The sequence below is a fragment of the Streptomyces flavotricini genome (genome assembly GCF_020639365.1).
Taxonomy (GTDB): Bacteria; Actinomycetota; Actinomycetes; order Streptomycetales; family Streptomycetaceae; genus Streptomyces; species Streptomyces flavotricini.
In genome coordinates this window covers 7,140,301-7,153,504 of the sequence record NZ_JAINUL010000001.1, presented here as the reverse complement: position 1 = coordinate 7,153,504, position 13,204 = coordinate 7,140,301, and the positions used below count along the sequence as shown (strand labels likewise).

The window sequence follows — 13,204 nt, the reverse complement described above, 5'->3', positions numbered from 1 at the left end:
CCGCCCACTGTGCGCCGCCGCCCCGCCCGGGCCCGGCCGGACGCGCCACCGCCGCGCCGAGTTCAGCCCTGCGGCGGCGGCTCCGCGGCATCGGCCTGGCGGCGGGGTCCGTCCTGCGCCCGTACGCGCGCCTCGGTGCGGTGCCCGCGCGCGATGTAGTCCCGCACGACGGCCTCCACGGCGTCCTGGGGCGAGCCGATCCCGGCGAGGACCATCACCTCCACCACGAGCTCGGCGTCGAGCTCGATGTCCACCTTGGCCACGGCCACCTCCGGTTCGTCACCCGCGGACTCCAGCCCTGCCCGCGCCCCCACCCCCGAAAACACGGAACCCGCCCGAGGACGCGGGTGCTCTCGTCCTCGGGCGGGTCCGGGGCCGGCGGCTGCGCCGGCGGGCGCGCGGTTACGCGTTGGGGCGCAGGGTCCAGACGACGGTCATCTCGCCGGTGACGGCCTCGTCCTCGCGCTGGATGGCGATGGTGACGGGGAACTCGGGGCGGCCGCCCGCGTCGAGTTCGGCGACGACCTCGGCGGCCGGGCGACCGAGGGTGGCGGTGGCCGTCACGACGCCCTTGGCGAGCTTCTTGTAGCCGATCTCGGCCTTGACGGCGAGGGGCACGGCGCGCGAGAGCTGGTCGCCGAAGGCGGCCAGGACGATCGCGCCGCTCGCGGACTCGGCGAGGGTGAACATGGCGCCGGCGTGCGGGCCGCCCACGTGGTTGTGGTAGTCGGGCTGGTCCGGCAGCCGGACGACCGCACGCTCGGGGGTGGTCTCCAGGAACTGGAGGTTCAGGGTCCGGGCCATCGGCACCGTCGCGGCGAGCAGTTCGCCCACGTTCATCTGATCTGCGCTCATGAGATGCAATGTTACCCACGAGTAGACACCCTGGCCAGACCTTCACACGGGGCGGACGTGCCTCCCGACATGCACGCCCACTATCGTTACCGGCCATGTGGCCAGGACAGCAGCAGCCGCCCGGGGGACAGCAGAACCCTCAGGACGCGCATCAGAACCCGTACCAGCAGCAGGGGCAGCCGGCGCAGCCGGGACAGCAGCCGAACCCCTACCAGCAGCAGCCCGGGTACGGATACCCGCAGGCCGACTACCAGCCCCAACCGCAGACGCAGCCCTGGGGCCAGCCGCAGCAGCCCGTGCAGCAGCCGAAGAGCGGCGGTAGCCCCTTCTCGACGAAGACGGTGGCCATCGTCGCCGCGTCCGCGGTCGTCGTGGCGGCGGCCGGCACCGGCGCGTTCGTCCTGACCCGGGACGACAAGAAGAACGACGTGGCCGACAGCAAGCCCGCCGCGTCCTCCTCGGCCCCGGCCGCGTCCGAGGCCCCGGCCTCGCCCGGCGCCAACCCGCGCTCCGGCGGCGACGTCAAGCCGGTGATCCCGGGCTGGAAGGTCGTCCTCAACCCCAAGTACGGCACCGCCTTCGACGTCCCGCCGGAGTGGAACGTCGCGAGCGCCGGCGTCATCTCGGGCTTCACGGACGACAGCAAGAACGACGGCATGCCGATCATCAGCTTCTCCGCGCCGGCCTTCCTCAAGGAGGACTGGTGCAAGATCGACTCCAACAAGGACGGCCGTGAGGAGTCGACCGGACTCGCCGGCACCGGCACCAAGGGCGGCCAGGGCGCCAAGGACACCGCCGAGGCGGTGAAGAACGAGGCCGGCAACTGGGCGTACGCCGCCTACGCGCAGAAGGCGCCCAAGGGCACCGTGAAGGTCTCGGAGCCGAAGGAGTACACCACGTCCTCCGGCCTCAAGGGCCACATGGCGACCGCGACGGCGATCGGCGTGCCCAAGGAGAACAAGTGCTCCTCCGACGGCAAGTCCATCGCGTTCAGCTTCAAGACCGCCAACGGTGACTTCTCCAGCTGGATCCTCTACAGCGCCGCCGGCGTCCAGGGCGAGGTCCCGCAGGAGACGATGGACAAGATCCTCAGCTCGGTGCGCCTCAACGGCACCGCCAGCAACAGCTGACCCGCGGGCCGAACCCTTCGGCACCATTCGTCCCGCCCCGCGCCCCGGACCCTAATCCGTTTGGATTCTCGGCCCGGGGCGTGGATAGTCCGGGGGTGAGTTCTCCCCCCACCGCACCGTCCCGTACGACCGCACACCGCCGCCGGCCCGCCTGGGCGGGCCGCAACTACACCCTGCTCACGGGCGCCGCGGTCGTGACGAACCTCGGCAGCCACGGAGCGCTCATCGCCTCGGCCTTCGCCGTCCTGGAGGCGGGCGGCTCCGGCGGCGACGTGGGCCTGGTGGCGGCGGCCCGTACGCTCCCGCTCGTCCTCTTCCTGCTCATAGGCGGGGCGCTCGCCGACCGGATGCCGCGCCACCGCGTGATGGTCGCGGCCAACGCCCTCAACTGCGTCTCGCAGGCCGCCTTCGCCGTCCTCGTCCTGACCGGACAGCCGCAGCTGTGGCAGATGATGCTGCTCACCGCGCTCTGCGGTACGGGCCAGGCCTTCTTCAACCCGGCCGCCGAGGGCATGCTGCTCGCCAGCGTCTCCGCCGAGCACGCCAACCGCGCCTTCGCCCTGTTCCGCATGGCCATGAACGGCGCCGGCATCGGCGGCGCGGCCCTCGGCGGCGCCATGATCGCCGCGATCGGCCCGGGCTGGGTCCTGGCCGTGGACGCGGCCGCCTTCGCCGTCGCGGGGGCGATGCGCGCCTTCCTCGACGTCGGCCACGTCGCCGACCGGGCTCCCGGCGGCGGTCTGCTGGCGGACCTGCGCGAGGGCTGGGTGGAGTTCCGGACCCGGCCCTGGCTGTGGAGCATCGTGCTCCAGTTCTCCGTGGTCGTCGCCGTCGTCGGCGCCGCGGAGGCGGTGTACGGGCCTCTGGTCGCCCGGGACCAGCTGGGCGGGCCGGCCCCGTGGGGCCTGGCGCTGGGCTTCTTCGGCATCGGCACCATCGCCGGCGCCGTCCTGATGATGGTGTGGAAACCGCGCCGGCTGCTGCTGGTCGGCACCCTGTGCGTGTTCCCGCTGGCCCTCCCCTCGGCGGGTCTGGCGGTCCCGCTGCCGGTGTGGGGCCTGTGCGCGGTGATGTTCGTCAGCGGGACCGCCATCGAGGTGTTCGGCGTGAACTGGATGACGACCATGCACCAGGAGATCCCGGAGGAGAAGTTCTCCCGGGTCTCCGCGTACGACTGGTTCGGCTCCGTGTCGATGCTCCCGCTGGCGACCGCCGTGGCCGGCCCGGTCGAGTCGGCCTTCGGCCGCACCTCGGCGCTGTGGGGCTGCGCCGCGCTGGTCGTGCTGGGCACCGCTGCCGTCCTCTTCGTCCCGGACGTCCGCCGGGTGACCCGCAAGGCCGCTCCGCCGAAGGCCGCCGGGCTCCCGGCCGCCGCCGCTCCCGCCCCGGCGGCCGAGTCCAGCGGCGTCAGCCCAGGCTGAACGCGCCCTCCGGCGGCTCGGGCGAAGCGACGGCGTCCGCGTCCGCCACCGGCGCCGCCCCCTTCATGAACCGGGCCAGGGCCGCGCCGTCCTCGACCCGTGCCGCGAACGCGTCCGCGGCGCACCGCCGGGACAGCGCGGCCACCGGCAGCTCCGCGTCCGAGGCGAGGAGCACGGCGTTCCCGAACCGCCTCCCGCGCAGCACCCCCGGCTCCGCGACGAGCGCGAGCTCCCCGAACACCGCGCCGAAATTGGCGAGCTGGGCCCGCAGGAAGTCGAACGGCGCCCCGTCGGCCAGGTTCGCCGCGTAGACCCCGCCCGGCCGCAGCACCCGCGCAGCCTCCCGCGCGTACTCCACGGAGGTCAGCTGCGCCGGCACCCGCGAGCCGCCGAACACGTCGGCGACGAGCACGTCCGCGCTGTCCGCGGGGGCGCCCTCCAGCCAGGCCCGCGCGTCGGCGGCGTGCACGGTGACACCCGATGCGGCCGGCAGCGGCAGGTGCTCCGCGACCAGCTCCACCAGGGCGGCGTCGAACTCCACGACCGTCTGCCGGGAGCCCGGCCGGGTCGCCGCCGCGTAGCGGGGCAGCGTCAGCGCGCCGCCGCCGAGGTGCAGCAGGTCCAGCGCGGCCCCCGGCTCCGCCACGCTGTCGAGTACGTGCGCGAGCCGGCGTACGTACTCGAATTCCAGGTGCCCGGGATCGTCGAGGTCCACGTACGACTGCGGCGCGCCGTCGACGGTCAGCAGCCAGGCCCGGTCCCGGTCCACGTCCGGCATCAGTTTGGCAGTGCCCTGGCCCACGTCCCGGATGACCGGGATCTGTTCGTCGCTCACCGCACCATTGTCCGGCAGGCGGCGGGTCAGCCCGCCCAGACGGCGGCCGCCTCGGCGGCGTGCTCCGCGGCCTGCGCGAATCCGGCCCGCGCCGCCGGGTCCCGCCGCGCCGGGTCCAGGACGTTGCGCCCGAAGGCCTTGCGGGCCTGCGCGGACGGGGTGATCAGCAGCACCCGCGCCCCCGCCTCGCGCAGCCGGGCCGCTTGGGCTGCCGGCGAGGGGACGAGTCCGGATCCGAGCGCCATCGGCGCGAGGATCACCACCCGTGCGCAGCCGGAGGCGAGGTCGGCGTTGGTCGCGGAGCGGATACCGCCGTCGATGAACCGCCGCCCGCCGACCGTGACCGGCGGCCACACCCCGGGCACCGCGCAGCTCGCCGAGACCGCGTCGACCAGCCCGGCCCCGCTCTCCCGGTCGAAGGCGGCGAGCTCGCCGGTGAGCGCGTCGACGGCGGTGACGACCAGCCTGCGCCCGGGCCACGCGTGCGAGACGAGCCGGGCCTCCAGCACCTTGCGCCGCTCCGCCTCCTCGCCGGTGTCGGCGGCGAGCGCGAGGGCGCCGACCCGCCTGCGGTAGGCCTTCGGATCCCGCGAGCGCACCATCGCGACGGCGTACCGGGCGATGAGCCCGGTACCGAGCCGGGCGGCGACCTCGCCCGCGGGATCGCCGAGCTGGCGCTCGTACAGCTCCCGCGGGCTGAGCAGCCCGGAGGTGAGCTGGGCCCCCACCACCGAGCCGGCGGAGGTGCCGACGACGAGGTCGGCGGCGGTCAGGTCCACGCCCGCCTCCGCGAGCCCGTACAGGATGCCCGCCTCCCAGCCGACGCCGGTGAGTCCCCCGCCGCCCAGCACCAGTGCCGTGTCGCCGCTCATGCCGGCCCGCCCCTCTTCGTACGCCCGTGGTGACGGCAGTCTGGCGCAAGCGGACCGCCGCCACCACGGCGGGGCGTCAGGAGGTCGGCGCCGGCGCGGACGGCGCTTCAGTCGAGCACGGCCGTGACCGTTCCCGCGCCGACGGTCCGCCCGCCCTCGCGGATCGCGAAGCCGAGCCCCGACTCCAGCGGCACGTCCCGTCCGAGCTCGACGGTCATCTCGACCGTCTCCCCCGGCCGGGCCGCCCCGGCCGTACCCAGGTCCACGTCCCCCACCACGTCGGCGGTGCGGATGTAGAACTGCGGCCGGTACCCGGACGCCACCGGGGTCGTACGGCCGCCCTCCCGCGCGGAGAGCACGTACACCCGCGCGCTGAAACGGCGCTTGGGCACGACGCTCCCGGGCGCGGCGACCACCTGCCCGCGCCGTACGCCGTCCCGCGGCACCCCGCGCAGCAGCAGCGCGACGTTGTCCCCGGCCTCGGCGGACTCCATCGGCTTGCCGAAGGTCTCCAGGCCGGTCACCACGGTCTCGACGGGCTCGCCGTCGCCTCCGAGGACGCTCACGCGGTCTCCCGTGCGGACGCTCCCGCGTTCGACGGCGCCGGTCACGACGGTCCCCCGCCCGGTGATGGTCAGCACGTTCTCGACGGGCAGGAGGAACGGCGCGTCCGTGTACCGCACCGGCATCGGCACGTACGTGTCCACGGCGTCGAGCAGCGCCTCGATCGCCCCGGTCCAGCGCGGGTCGCCCTCCAGCGCACCGAGTCCGGAGACCCGTACGACCGGAGCGCCGTCCCCGCCGTAGCCGTTGGCGGTGAGCAGCTCGCGGACCTCCAGCTCGACCAGGTCGGTGAGCTCGGGGTCCCCCGCGTCGGCCTTGTTGAGGGCGACGACGATGTGGTCGACGCCGACTTGGCGGGCCAGGAGCACGTGCTCGGCGGTTTGCGGCATGACCCCGTCGAGCGCGGAGACGACGAGGATCGCCCCGTCGAGCTGGGCGGCGCCGGTGACCATGTTCTTGACGTAGTCGGCGTGCCCGGGCATGTCCACGTGGGCGTAGTGCCGGGTGTCGGTCTCGTACTCGACGTGCGTGAGGTTGATGGTGATGCCGCGGCGGGCCTCCTCGGGGGCCCGGTCGATGCGGTCGAAGGGCACGAAGGAGGCGCCGCCGCGCTCGGCGAGGACCTTGGTGATGGCGGCGGTGAGGGTGGTCTTGCCGTGGTCGACGTGACCCATGGTGCCGATGTTCAGGTGCGGCTTGGTCCGCACGAAGGCCGTCTTGGCCATGATGTCTTCCCGAATGCTTGCGAAGCCGGAGACGGGACCCCTGGAACGAACCGACCCTCCCCCTGGGGGGTCCGCCGGACGATCCGGGAAGGGTCAGCTTCGTGCGCCGTCGAATGCGGCGAAGGCGGTTGCCTCGAAGACGTCGAGGGCTTCGAGGCCGTCAAGGGCCTCGAAGGGGAAAGCGGCAGCCTTCGGCGCGTCCGCGACTGCGGACGGCGCTGAGGTGAAGGCGTACCGGGACATGCCGCGAATCCTGCCGGACCGCCCCTGCCGCGTCGAATGAATTACCGCGCGGTCAGAGGTTCTTGAGTGCCTCGCGCACGGACAGCGGGGAAAGGCGGTCGCGTTCCGTCGTGACGAAGGCGCGGACCTTGTCCGGGTCGGTCTTCGCGTACTCGCGCAGCGCCCAGCCGATGGCCTTGCGGATGAAGAAGTCCGGGTGGCCGCTCTGGCGGCGGCAGTACGCGAAGAGCCGTCCGGTGTCCGTCGCGGACTTGTAGCGCAGCTGGTGGAGGAGGGCGGTGCGGGCGAGCCAGAGGTCCTCGTCGCCGATCCATTCGTCCATCACGGCCGTGAGCCGCTGGTCTGCGGCCACGAGGGGACCGGCCGCGTGCGCCGCGAGGAGGTCGACGGTGTCCCACCACGGGACGGTGACGATCAGCTGCCGCAGCACCGGCAGGAAGCCGGAGGAGCAGACCCGGACGTGGCGGCGCAGGTAGTCCACCGCGAAGTAGTGGTACTCGCGTTCCGGGAGCTCCCAGCACCGCAGCACGAGCGCCGCGACGTCCGCCTCCGCCGGTTCGGCGCTCTGTCCGGTCACGGCCCTGGACAGCTCGCGCCGCAGCGGGGTGCGGATGCCGAGGAAGGGTGCGACGTCCTTCATGTACCCGGCCATGGACCGGGCCTGCTCCGGGTCGGCGGCCGCCGCGTAGGTGGTGGTGAGGCGGTCGACGAGGGTGTCCGCGAGGGCGCTGCGCGGGACCTTCGGGGGTCGCTGGTCGTTCGGCCGCATGAGGCCCAGATTACGGCGCGACGCCGCATTCGTCGGCTAGTCTCCCCGGATGTCCCTCCTCCTCGCGCCGTGGACCCGGCTGTCGCTGCTCGTCGTGCTGCTGCTGGCGGCCGGCGTGTGCGTCGTGCTGTACGAGCCCCAGCGCATCCTCTCGGAGGGCTGGCCCCCGGGACTGCCGGTCGGCGCGGCGGTGCTGCTGTTCGCGGCCGCGTACGGCGTGGGCACCGCGGCCCTGGTGCCGCGACCGCTGCTCAACCTGGCGGCGGGAGCCGTCTTCGGCATCCCCTTCGGTCTGGTCGCGGCGGTCGGCGGCTCCGTCATCGGCGCCGGTATCGCCTTCGGACTGGGCCGGTTGCTGGGCCGGGACGCCGTACGGCCGCTGCTGCGCGGCCGCTGGCTCCAGGCGGCGGACGACCAGCTGGCCCGGCACGGTTTCCGCTCGATGCTGGCGGTCCGGATCTTCCCCGGCCTGCCCTTCGCGGCCGCCAACTACCTTGCGGCGGTGTCCCGCTGCGGCTGGCTGCCCTTCCTCCTCGCCACGGCCATCGGCGTCGTCCCGAACACCGCCGCGTACGTGGTCGCGGGCGCGAGCGCCTCCTCTCCGGACTCCCCCGCCTTCCTCGCCTCCTTCGGCTTCATCACCGTCTCCGCGGTCGCGGCCGCGGTCGTCGGATGGCGCGAACGGCACCGGCTGGCGCCCGTACCGGCGTGCGAAACGCACGCTCCGGTGCCCGAGCACCCCCCTGTGGTCAGTGCCGCTCCCCACGGGCCCTAGCATCGGACCCGAACTGCCCGACGATCACAAGGACGAGCGCACCCCGACATGAGCTGGTTCGAATCCCTAATCCTCGGTCTCGTCCAGGGGCTTACGGAGTTCCTCCCGATCTCCTCCAGCGCCCACCTCCGGCTGACCGCGGCATTCGCCGGCTGGCAGGACCCGGGCGCGGCCTTCACCGCGATCACGCAGATCGGCACCGAGGCCGCCGTGCTGATCTACTTCCGCAAGGACATCGCGCGGATCATCTCCACCTGGTTCCGCTCCCTGTTCACGGCGTCGCTGCGCTCGGACCAGGACGCCAAGATGGGCTGGCTGGTGATCGTCGGATCGATCCCGATCGGTGTCCTCGGCATCGCGTTCAAGGACCAGATCACCGGCCCTGCCCGTGATCTCCGGCTGACCGCGACCACGCTGATCGTGATGGGCGTCATCCTCGGCATCGCGGACCGGCTGGCCGCCCGTGACGAGGAGGGCGGACGGCACCGCGCCACCCGCGAGCGCAAGACGCTCAAGGAACTGGGCGTCAAGGACGGCCTGATCTTCGGTCTGTGCCAGGCGATGGCCCTGATCCCGGGCGTCTCCCGCTCCGGTGCGACGATCTCCGGCGGTCTGCTGCTGGGCTTCACGCGTGAGGCGGCCGCCCGCTACTCGTTCCTGCTCGCCATTCCGGCCGTGCTGGCGTCGGGCGCGTTCGAGATCAAGGACGTGGTCGAGAGCCCGGGTCACATCACCTGGGGCCCGACGATCTTCGCCACGGTCATCGCGTTCTTCGTGGGCTACGCCGTCATCGCGTGGTTCATGAAGTTCATCTCCAGCAAGAGCTTCATGCCGTTCGTGATCTACCGGATCGCCCTGGGCATCGCGCTGTTCGTGCTGATCGGCATGGGCGTGCTCAGCCCCTTCGCCGCCGAGTCGGCCGGCTGACACCGCCGCCGCTCACCGCTTCGCGTGAACCGGAGGCCGCTCGGGAACGTTCCCGGGCGGCCTCCGCGTCGTTGTGCCTGAAGAGACCTGAAGAGACCTGAAGGCAAACAGCAGGGGGTGTCCCATGGGTCGAGTGGTGCTGGAGCGATTTCCGGCCGGAAGTCCGCGGGGAAGCTGGCCCGCCGAGGAGTACGCGGCGGAGCGGATGCGCGAGGGCGTGCCCGCCGAGGTGGTGATGGACCTGGCCACCGACGCGTTCCTCGTCGTGGTGCGGCAGCGGGAGGCGCATTCCGGTCACTGATCCACCGTGCGGCGATCCGGAGCGCGCACGCCCCTTGGCCTCGCCGCCCCGCGCCCCCACACTGACCCGATGACGCAGCGTGTGGACCTCGCCACGGTCATGGACCGGATGGCGATCGACGAGGTGGTAACGGGGTACGCGGTGGCCGTGGACGACGGCGACTGGGCGGCGTACCGCGCGCTGTTCACTTCCGAGGGGCGGGCGGACTACAGCTCGGCGGGCGGGATCGAGGGCCCGGCAGCGGAGGTCGCGGACTGGCTCGCGGAGACCATGAGGCTCTTCCCGGTGCGCCAGCACCTGATCGTCAACCGGCTGATCCGGCTGGAGGACCGGGGCGGCTGGCCCGGCGACCGGGCCGAGGTCCGGGCGGACTTCCTCAATCCCATGCGGCTCGCCGGGCCGGAGTTCGACGGGACGGTGACCGCGCCGAACTTCGTGGCCGCCGGCCGCTACACCTTCGGCCTCGCCCGCACGACCGGCGGCGGCTGGCTGCTCACCGGCGTGACCGTCCGCGAGAAGTGGCGGCACATGAACGCGTAGGCGGGGTGACCTTTCCCGGAAGGCCGTCCGGACGGCCCTGTTCCACACTGGAGGCGGAGGCGCGTCATGGTCGCGAAGCGGATCCGGTACCGGCGGGCGGCGGCGGCCGTGGCCGCGGGAGCGCTGCCGTGCCTCGCCTTCCCCGCCCCCGCGCTCTGGTGGTTCGCGTACGTCGCCCTCGTGCCGTGGATGCTGCTGCTGAGGTCGGCGCCGACCGGGCGGCGCGCGGCCCTGGAGGGCTGGCTCGGCGGCGCCGGGTTCATCATCGCCGTCCACCACTGGCTGCTCCCCAGCCTGCACGTGTTCCTGCTGCCGGTGGCGGCCCTGCTGGGGCTGCTGTGGATCCCCTGGGCCCTGCTGGTGCGGGAGTTCCTCGGCGGGGTCCCGGATCCGGGACGCGCCGCGGCCGCGCTGCTCCTCGTACCGGCGGGCTGGCTGCTGTCCGAGCTGGCCCGGTCCTGGCAGGGCCTCGGCGGGCCGTGGGGGCTGCTGGGGGCCAGCCAGTGGCAGGTGCCGCCCGCCCTGCGGCTCGCTTCAGTGGGCGGGGTGTGGCTGGTGAGCCTGCTGGTGGTGGCGGTGAACTGCGCGCTGGTGCTGCTGATCTCCGTACCGGCGGCCCGGGTTCCGGCGGTGGCCGGGGTGACGGGGTGCGTGGTGCTGACGGGGGCGGTGTGGCTGTGGGTGCCGCGCCCCGAGGTCTCGGGCGCGCTGCGCGTGGCCGTCGTACAACCCGGCCTGATGGCGGACGGCCCGAACAGCGCGGAGCAGCGCTTCACCGCCGGGGAGCGGCTGACGCGGACCTTGGCCGGGCAGCGGGTGGACCTGGTGGTGTGGGGCGAGAGCAGCGTCGGGGCGGACCTGGCCGCGCGCCCGGACCTGGCCCGGCGCCTGGCCGTGCTGTCCTCCGAAGTCGGGGCGCCACTGCTGGTCAACGTCGACGCCCGGCGACCGGCCGGCCCGGCCGTGGCCCCCGTCGTGGGCCCGGCCGTGGGCCCGGTCGCCGCGGCGGCCGCCACTCCCGGGGGCGGCATCTACAAGAGCTCCGTCCTCGTCGGCCCCGGCGGGCCCACCGGCGACCGGTACGACAAGATGCGCCTGGTCCCCTTCGGCGAGTACGTACCGGCCCGCTCGCTGCTCGGCTGGGCCACCTCGGTCGGCAAGGCCGCCGGCGAGGACCGCCGGAGCGGCGCGGAGCCGGTCCTGATGAACCTGCCGGGGCGGCCCGGAGTCCGGATCGGCCCGCTCGTCTGCTTCGAGTCGGCCTTCCCCGACATGAGCCGGCGCCTCACCCGTGACGGGGCCGCCCTGCTGATCGCCCAGTCGGCCACCTCCAGCTTCCAGCACAGCTGGGCGCCGGCGCAGCACGCCTCGCTGGCCGCGCTGCGCGCCGCCGAGGACGGCCGCCCGATGGTGCACGCCACCCTCACCGGGATCAGCGAGGTGCACGGCCCGTCCGGCGAGCGGATCGGCCCGGCACTGCCCACCTCCGCGCGCGCGGCGCAGGTGTACGAGGTCCCGCTCGCCCGCGGCTCGACGTACTACGTCCGCTTCGGGGACTGGCCCGTGGGCGCCTGTCTGGCGCTGCTGGCGGGGTACTGCGCGGTCGAGGGCGTCAGGGCGCTCGGGCTCAGGAAGCCTGCTCCAGAGCCGACGACACCACCCGCTCGCACAGCTCGTGGGTGAGCAGTGCGTCTCGGGCACTCAGCGTCCTGCCCGCCGCGACGGACTCCAGGAAGGCGTCCACGACCTGCTCGATGCCGCGCTGGCGGGCGACCGGGACCCAGTCCCCGCGGCGCCGCACGGTCGGCTGGCCGCGGTGGTCGATGATCTCGGCGAGGTTGACGACCTGCCGCTTGGTGTCCTGCCCCGAGACTTCGAGGATCTCCTCGGTGGAACCGGACAGCCGGTTCATGATCCCGAGCGCGGTGAAGCCGGGGCCCGACATCTGCAGGACGACCTGGTGCATGAGGCCTTCGCGGACCTGGGCCCGGACGTCGATGTGGTCGGCCTCGCCGGGGAGCAGGAAGCGCAGGGTGTCGACGACGTGGATGAAGTCGTCGAGGACGAGGGTCCGCGGGTCCTCGGGCAGGCCGACCCGGTTCTTCTGCATGACGATGAGTTCGCGCGGGTGCTCGGCGCACTGCGCGTAGCCGGGCGCGTGGCGGCGGTTGAAGCCGACGGCGAGCGAGACCCCGCGCGCCTCGGCGAGTTCCACGAGGGCGCGCGAGTCCTCGAGCGCGTAGGCGAGCGGCTTGTCCACGTACGTCGGCACGCCCGCTTCGAGCAGCCGCGTCACGATCTCGGGGTGAACGGCGGTCGGGGCGTGGACGAATGCCGCGTCGAGGCGCTCGGCCAGGAGACCGTCGAGGGTGGTGTGGCGACGCGCCTCCGGGACGTGGTGGCTCTCCCCGATCCGCTCCAGCGTGGCCGGGGTCCGGGTCTGCAGGTGCAGTTCCACGCCCGGGCGGGCGGTGAGGACGGGCAGGTACGCCTTCTGGGCGATGTCGCCGAGTCCGATGACGCCGACCTTCACCGGGAACCTCCAGGTAGATCCTTCTGGGACCTGCGCAGCTTAATCCCTGGTGGCGGGGGCTCTGGTCGCCGAGGATGGCGTCATGACCACCACCACCGGATCCCACCGCACCGAGCCCTCCACCACCGCGAACGAGCGGGAGATGCTGGACGGCTGGCTCGACTACCACCGCGCCACGCTCGCCTGGAAGTGCGAGGGCCTCGGGGAGGAGCAGCTGGGCCGTGCCCCGCTCCCCCCGTCCGAACTGAGCCTGCTGGGCCTCGTACGGCACATGGCGGAGGTGGAGCGGTACTGGTTCCGGGAGATCATGCTGGGTGAGGACCTCCCCGAGCTGTACTGCACGCAGGAGGATCCGGACGGGGACTTCCACTTCGGCCCCGGGGACACCTGGGCCGAGGCCGAGCGGACCTGGCAGACCGAGGTCGAGCTGGCGCGGCAGGCCGCGGCGGGCCGTTCCCTGGACCTGGTGTCGGATGCCGAGAGCCACCACCGCGGCGAGACGTTCAGCCTGCGCTGGGTCTACACGCACATGATCGAGGAGTACGCGCGCCACAACGGGCACGCCGACCTGCTGCGCGAGCAGATCGACGGCGCCACGGGCGACTGACGCGGGCGACTGACCCGGGCCGGGCGCCGGCGTCACGCCGACCACACGCGCGGCGCACGACGGCCCCGTGCCGACCGCGGCGCGCAGGTGACGGGCGGGTGTCCGGG

The 13,204-nt window shown here is 73.4% G+C and carries 16 protein-coding genes; 8 read left to right on the top strand and 8 right to left on the bottom strand.

The window, feature by feature from the left end:
* Nucleotides 1-62 precede the first annotated feature (62 nt).
* Nucleotides 63-263 carry a type II toxin-antitoxin system VapB family antitoxin gene (locus K7B10_RS32725; RefSeq protein ID WP_229345588.1) on the bottom strand — a complete coding sequence of 67 codons (201 nt, stop codon included), beginning with the start codon at nucleotides 261-263 and terminating at the stop codon, nucleotides 63-65.
* Between the two features lie 139 nt (nucleotides 264-402).
* Nucleotides 403-855 (bottom strand): DUF4442 domain-containing protein, encoded by a 453-nt coding sequence (locus tag K7B10_RS32720; RefSeq protein ID WP_189973593.1) that lies wholly within the window; start codon nucleotides 853-855, stop codon nucleotides 403-405.
* A 95-nt stretch (nucleotides 856-950) separates the two neighbouring features.
* Between K7B10_RS32720 and K7B10_RS32715 the strand changes: the two genes are divergently transcribed.
* Together K7B10_RS32715 and K7B10_RS32710 are read left to right on the top strand one after the other, a co-directional pair.
* A complete protein-coding gene (locus K7B10_RS32715; protein ID WP_229342209.1) occupies nucleotides 951-1,985 on the top strand; it encodes a DUF8017 domain-containing protein in 1,035 nt (344 codons plus the stop codon).
* A gap of 95 nt (nucleotides 1,986-2,080) precedes the next feature.
* Entirely contained in the window at nucleotides 2,081-3,406 is a 1,326-nt protein-coding gene (locus K7B10_RS32710; RefSeq protein ID WP_229342208.1) for an MFS transporter, read from the top strand.
* Here K7B10_RS32710 and K7B10_RS32705 read toward each other — a convergent pair.
* The 5 genes from K7B10_RS32705 to K7B10_RS32685 all read right to left on the bottom strand — a co-directional run bounded on the left by K7B10_RS32705 (nucleotide 3,393) and on the right by K7B10_RS32685 (nucleotide 7,414).
* Nucleotides 3,393-4,184, bottom strand: a complete 792-nt coding sequence (locus tag K7B10_RS32705; RefSeq protein WP_229345586.1) for a spermidine synthase — start codon at nucleotides 4,182-4,184, stop codon at nucleotides 3,393-3,395. The genes K7B10_RS32710 and K7B10_RS32705 overlap by 14 nt on opposite strands.
* Before the next feature lie 83 nt (nucleotides 4,185-4,267).
* Nucleotides 4,268-5,113, bottom strand: coding sequence for a patatin-like phospholipase family protein (locus K7B10_RS32700; protein ID WP_229342207.1), 846 nt, complete (start codon nucleotides 5,111-5,113; stop codon nucleotides 4,268-4,270).
* A 107-nt stretch (nucleotides 5,114-5,220) separates the two neighbouring features.
* Nucleotides 5,221-6,402: an elongation factor Tu gene (gene tuf, locus K7B10_RS32695; protein WP_229342206.1), complete on the bottom strand. Its 1,182-nt coding sequence runs from the start codon at nucleotides 6,400-6,402 to the stop codon at nucleotides 5,221-5,223.
* Between the two features lie 93 nt (nucleotides 6,403-6,495).
* Nucleotides 6,496-6,645, bottom strand: a complete 150-nt coding sequence (locus K7B10_RS32690) for a hypothetical protein (protein ID WP_229342205.1) — start codon at nucleotides 6,643-6,645, stop codon at nucleotides 6,496-6,498.
* A 52-nt stretch (nucleotides 6,646-6,697) separates the two neighbouring features.
* Complete coding sequence (locus K7B10_RS32685) at nucleotides 6,698-7,414, bottom strand: DNA alkylation repair protein (protein ID WP_229342204.1); 717 nt, start codon at nucleotides 7,412-7,414, stop codon at nucleotides 6,698-6,700.
* 49 nt (nucleotides 7,415-7,463) lie between these two features.
* On the opposite strand from K7B10_RS32685, the gene K7B10_RS32680 reads away from it, so the two are divergent.
* The 5 genes from K7B10_RS32680 to lnt all read left to right on the top strand — a co-directional run bounded on the left by K7B10_RS32680 (nucleotide 7,464) and on the right by lnt (nucleotide 11,640).
* Complete coding sequence (locus K7B10_RS32680; RefSeq protein WP_229342203.1) at nucleotides 7,464-8,189, top strand: TVP38/TMEM64 family protein; 726 nt, start codon at nucleotides 7,464-7,466, stop codon at nucleotides 8,187-8,189.
* Nucleotides 8,190-8,237: 48 nt separating this feature from the next.
* On the top strand, nucleotides 8,238-9,116 hold the full coding sequence (locus tag K7B10_RS32675) for an undecaprenyl-diphosphate phosphatase (RefSeq protein ID WP_229342202.1): 879 nt from the start codon (nucleotides 8,238-8,240) through the stop codon (nucleotides 9,114-9,116).
* A 124-nt stretch (nucleotides 9,117-9,240) separates the two neighbouring features.
* Nucleotides 9,241-9,417, top strand: coding sequence for a DUF8839 family protein (locus tag K7B10_RS32670; protein ID WP_099893904.1), 177 nt, complete (start codon nucleotides 9,241-9,243; stop codon nucleotides 9,415-9,417).
* Nucleotides 9,418-9,486: 69 nt separating this feature from the next.
* Complete coding sequence (locus tag K7B10_RS32665; protein WP_229342201.1) at nucleotides 9,487-9,957, top strand: nuclear transport factor 2 family protein; 471 nt, start codon at nucleotides 9,487-9,489, stop codon at nucleotides 9,955-9,957.
* Nucleotides 9,958-10,023: 66 nt separating this feature from the next.
* Entirely contained in the window at nucleotides 10,024-11,640 is a 1,617-nt protein-coding gene (lnt, locus tag K7B10_RS32660) for an apolipoprotein N-acyltransferase (RefSeq protein WP_229342199.1), read from the top strand.
* On the opposite strand, the gene K7B10_RS32655 is transcribed toward lnt, so the two are convergent.
* Nucleotides 11,585-12,490 (bottom strand): Gfo/Idh/MocA family protein, encoded by a 906-nt coding sequence (locus K7B10_RS32655; RefSeq protein WP_229342197.1) that lies wholly within the window; start codon nucleotides 12,488-12,490, stop codon nucleotides 11,585-11,587. The two genes, lnt and K7B10_RS32655, sit on opposite strands and share 56 nt — an antisense overlap.
* A gap of 82 nt (nucleotides 12,491-12,572) precedes the next feature.
* Between K7B10_RS32655 and K7B10_RS32650 the strand changes: the two genes are divergently transcribed.
* Entirely contained in the window at nucleotides 12,573-13,097 is a 525-nt protein-coding gene (locus K7B10_RS32650) for a DinB family protein (RefSeq protein WP_229342194.1), read from the top strand.
* The last annotated feature ends 107 nt before the right edge of the window (nucleotides 13,098-13,204 follow it).

What these genes read in the sequence shown, in the direction of transcription:
- K7B10_RS32720 (WP_189973593.1), bottom strand. Translation starts at nt 855, where the DNA reads ATGAGCGCAGATCAGATGAACGTGGGCGAACTGCTCGCCGCGACGGTG.
- K7B10_RS32715 (WP_229342209.1), top strand. Translation starts at nt 951, where the DNA reads ATGTGGCCAGGACAGCAGCAGCCGCCCGGGGGACAGCAGAACCCTCAG.
- K7B10_RS32705 (WP_229345586.1), bottom strand. Translation starts at nt 4,184, where the DNA reads ATGCCGGACGTGGACCGGGACCGGGCCTGGCTGCTGACCGTCGACGGC.
- K7B10_RS32700 (WP_229342207.1), bottom strand. Translation starts at nt 5,113, where the DNA reads ATGAGCGGCGACACGGCACTGGTGCTGGGCGGCGGGGGACTCACCGGC.
- tuf (WP_229342206.1), bottom strand. Translation starts at nt 6,402, where the DNA reads ATGGCCAAGACGGCCTTCGTGCGGACCAAGCCGCACCTGAACATCGGC.
- K7B10_RS32690 (WP_229342205.1), bottom strand. Translation starts at nt 6,645, where the DNA reads ATGTCCCGGTACGCCTTCACCTCAGCGCCGTCCGCAGTCGCGGACGCG.
- K7B10_RS32685 (WP_229342204.1), bottom strand. Translation starts at nt 7,414, where the DNA reads ATGCGGCCGAACGACCAGCGACCCCCGAAGGTCCCGCGCAGCGCCCTC.
- K7B10_RS32680 (WP_229342203.1), top strand. Translation starts at nt 7,464, where the DNA reads ATGTCCCTCCTCCTCGCGCCGTGGACCCGGCTGTCGCTGCTCGTCGTG.
- K7B10_RS32675 (WP_229342202.1), top strand. Translation starts at nt 8,238, where the DNA reads ATGAGCTGGTTCGAATCCCTAATCCTCGGTCTCGTCCAGGGGCTTACG.
- K7B10_RS32670 (WP_099893904.1), top strand. Translation starts at nt 9,241, where the DNA reads ATGGGTCGAGTGGTGCTGGAGCGATTTCCGGCCGGAAGTCCGCGGGGA.
- K7B10_RS32665 (WP_229342201.1), top strand. Translation starts at nt 9,487, where the DNA reads ATGACGCAGCGTGTGGACCTCGCCACGGTCATGGACCGGATGGCGATC.
- lnt (WP_229342199.1), top strand. Translation starts at nt 10,024, where the DNA reads ATGGTCGCGAAGCGGATCCGGTACCGGCGGGCGGCGGCGGCCGTGGCC.
- K7B10_RS32650 (WP_229342194.1), top strand. Translation starts at nt 12,573, where the DNA reads ATGACCACCACCACCGGATCCCACCGCACCGAGCCCTCCACCACCGCG.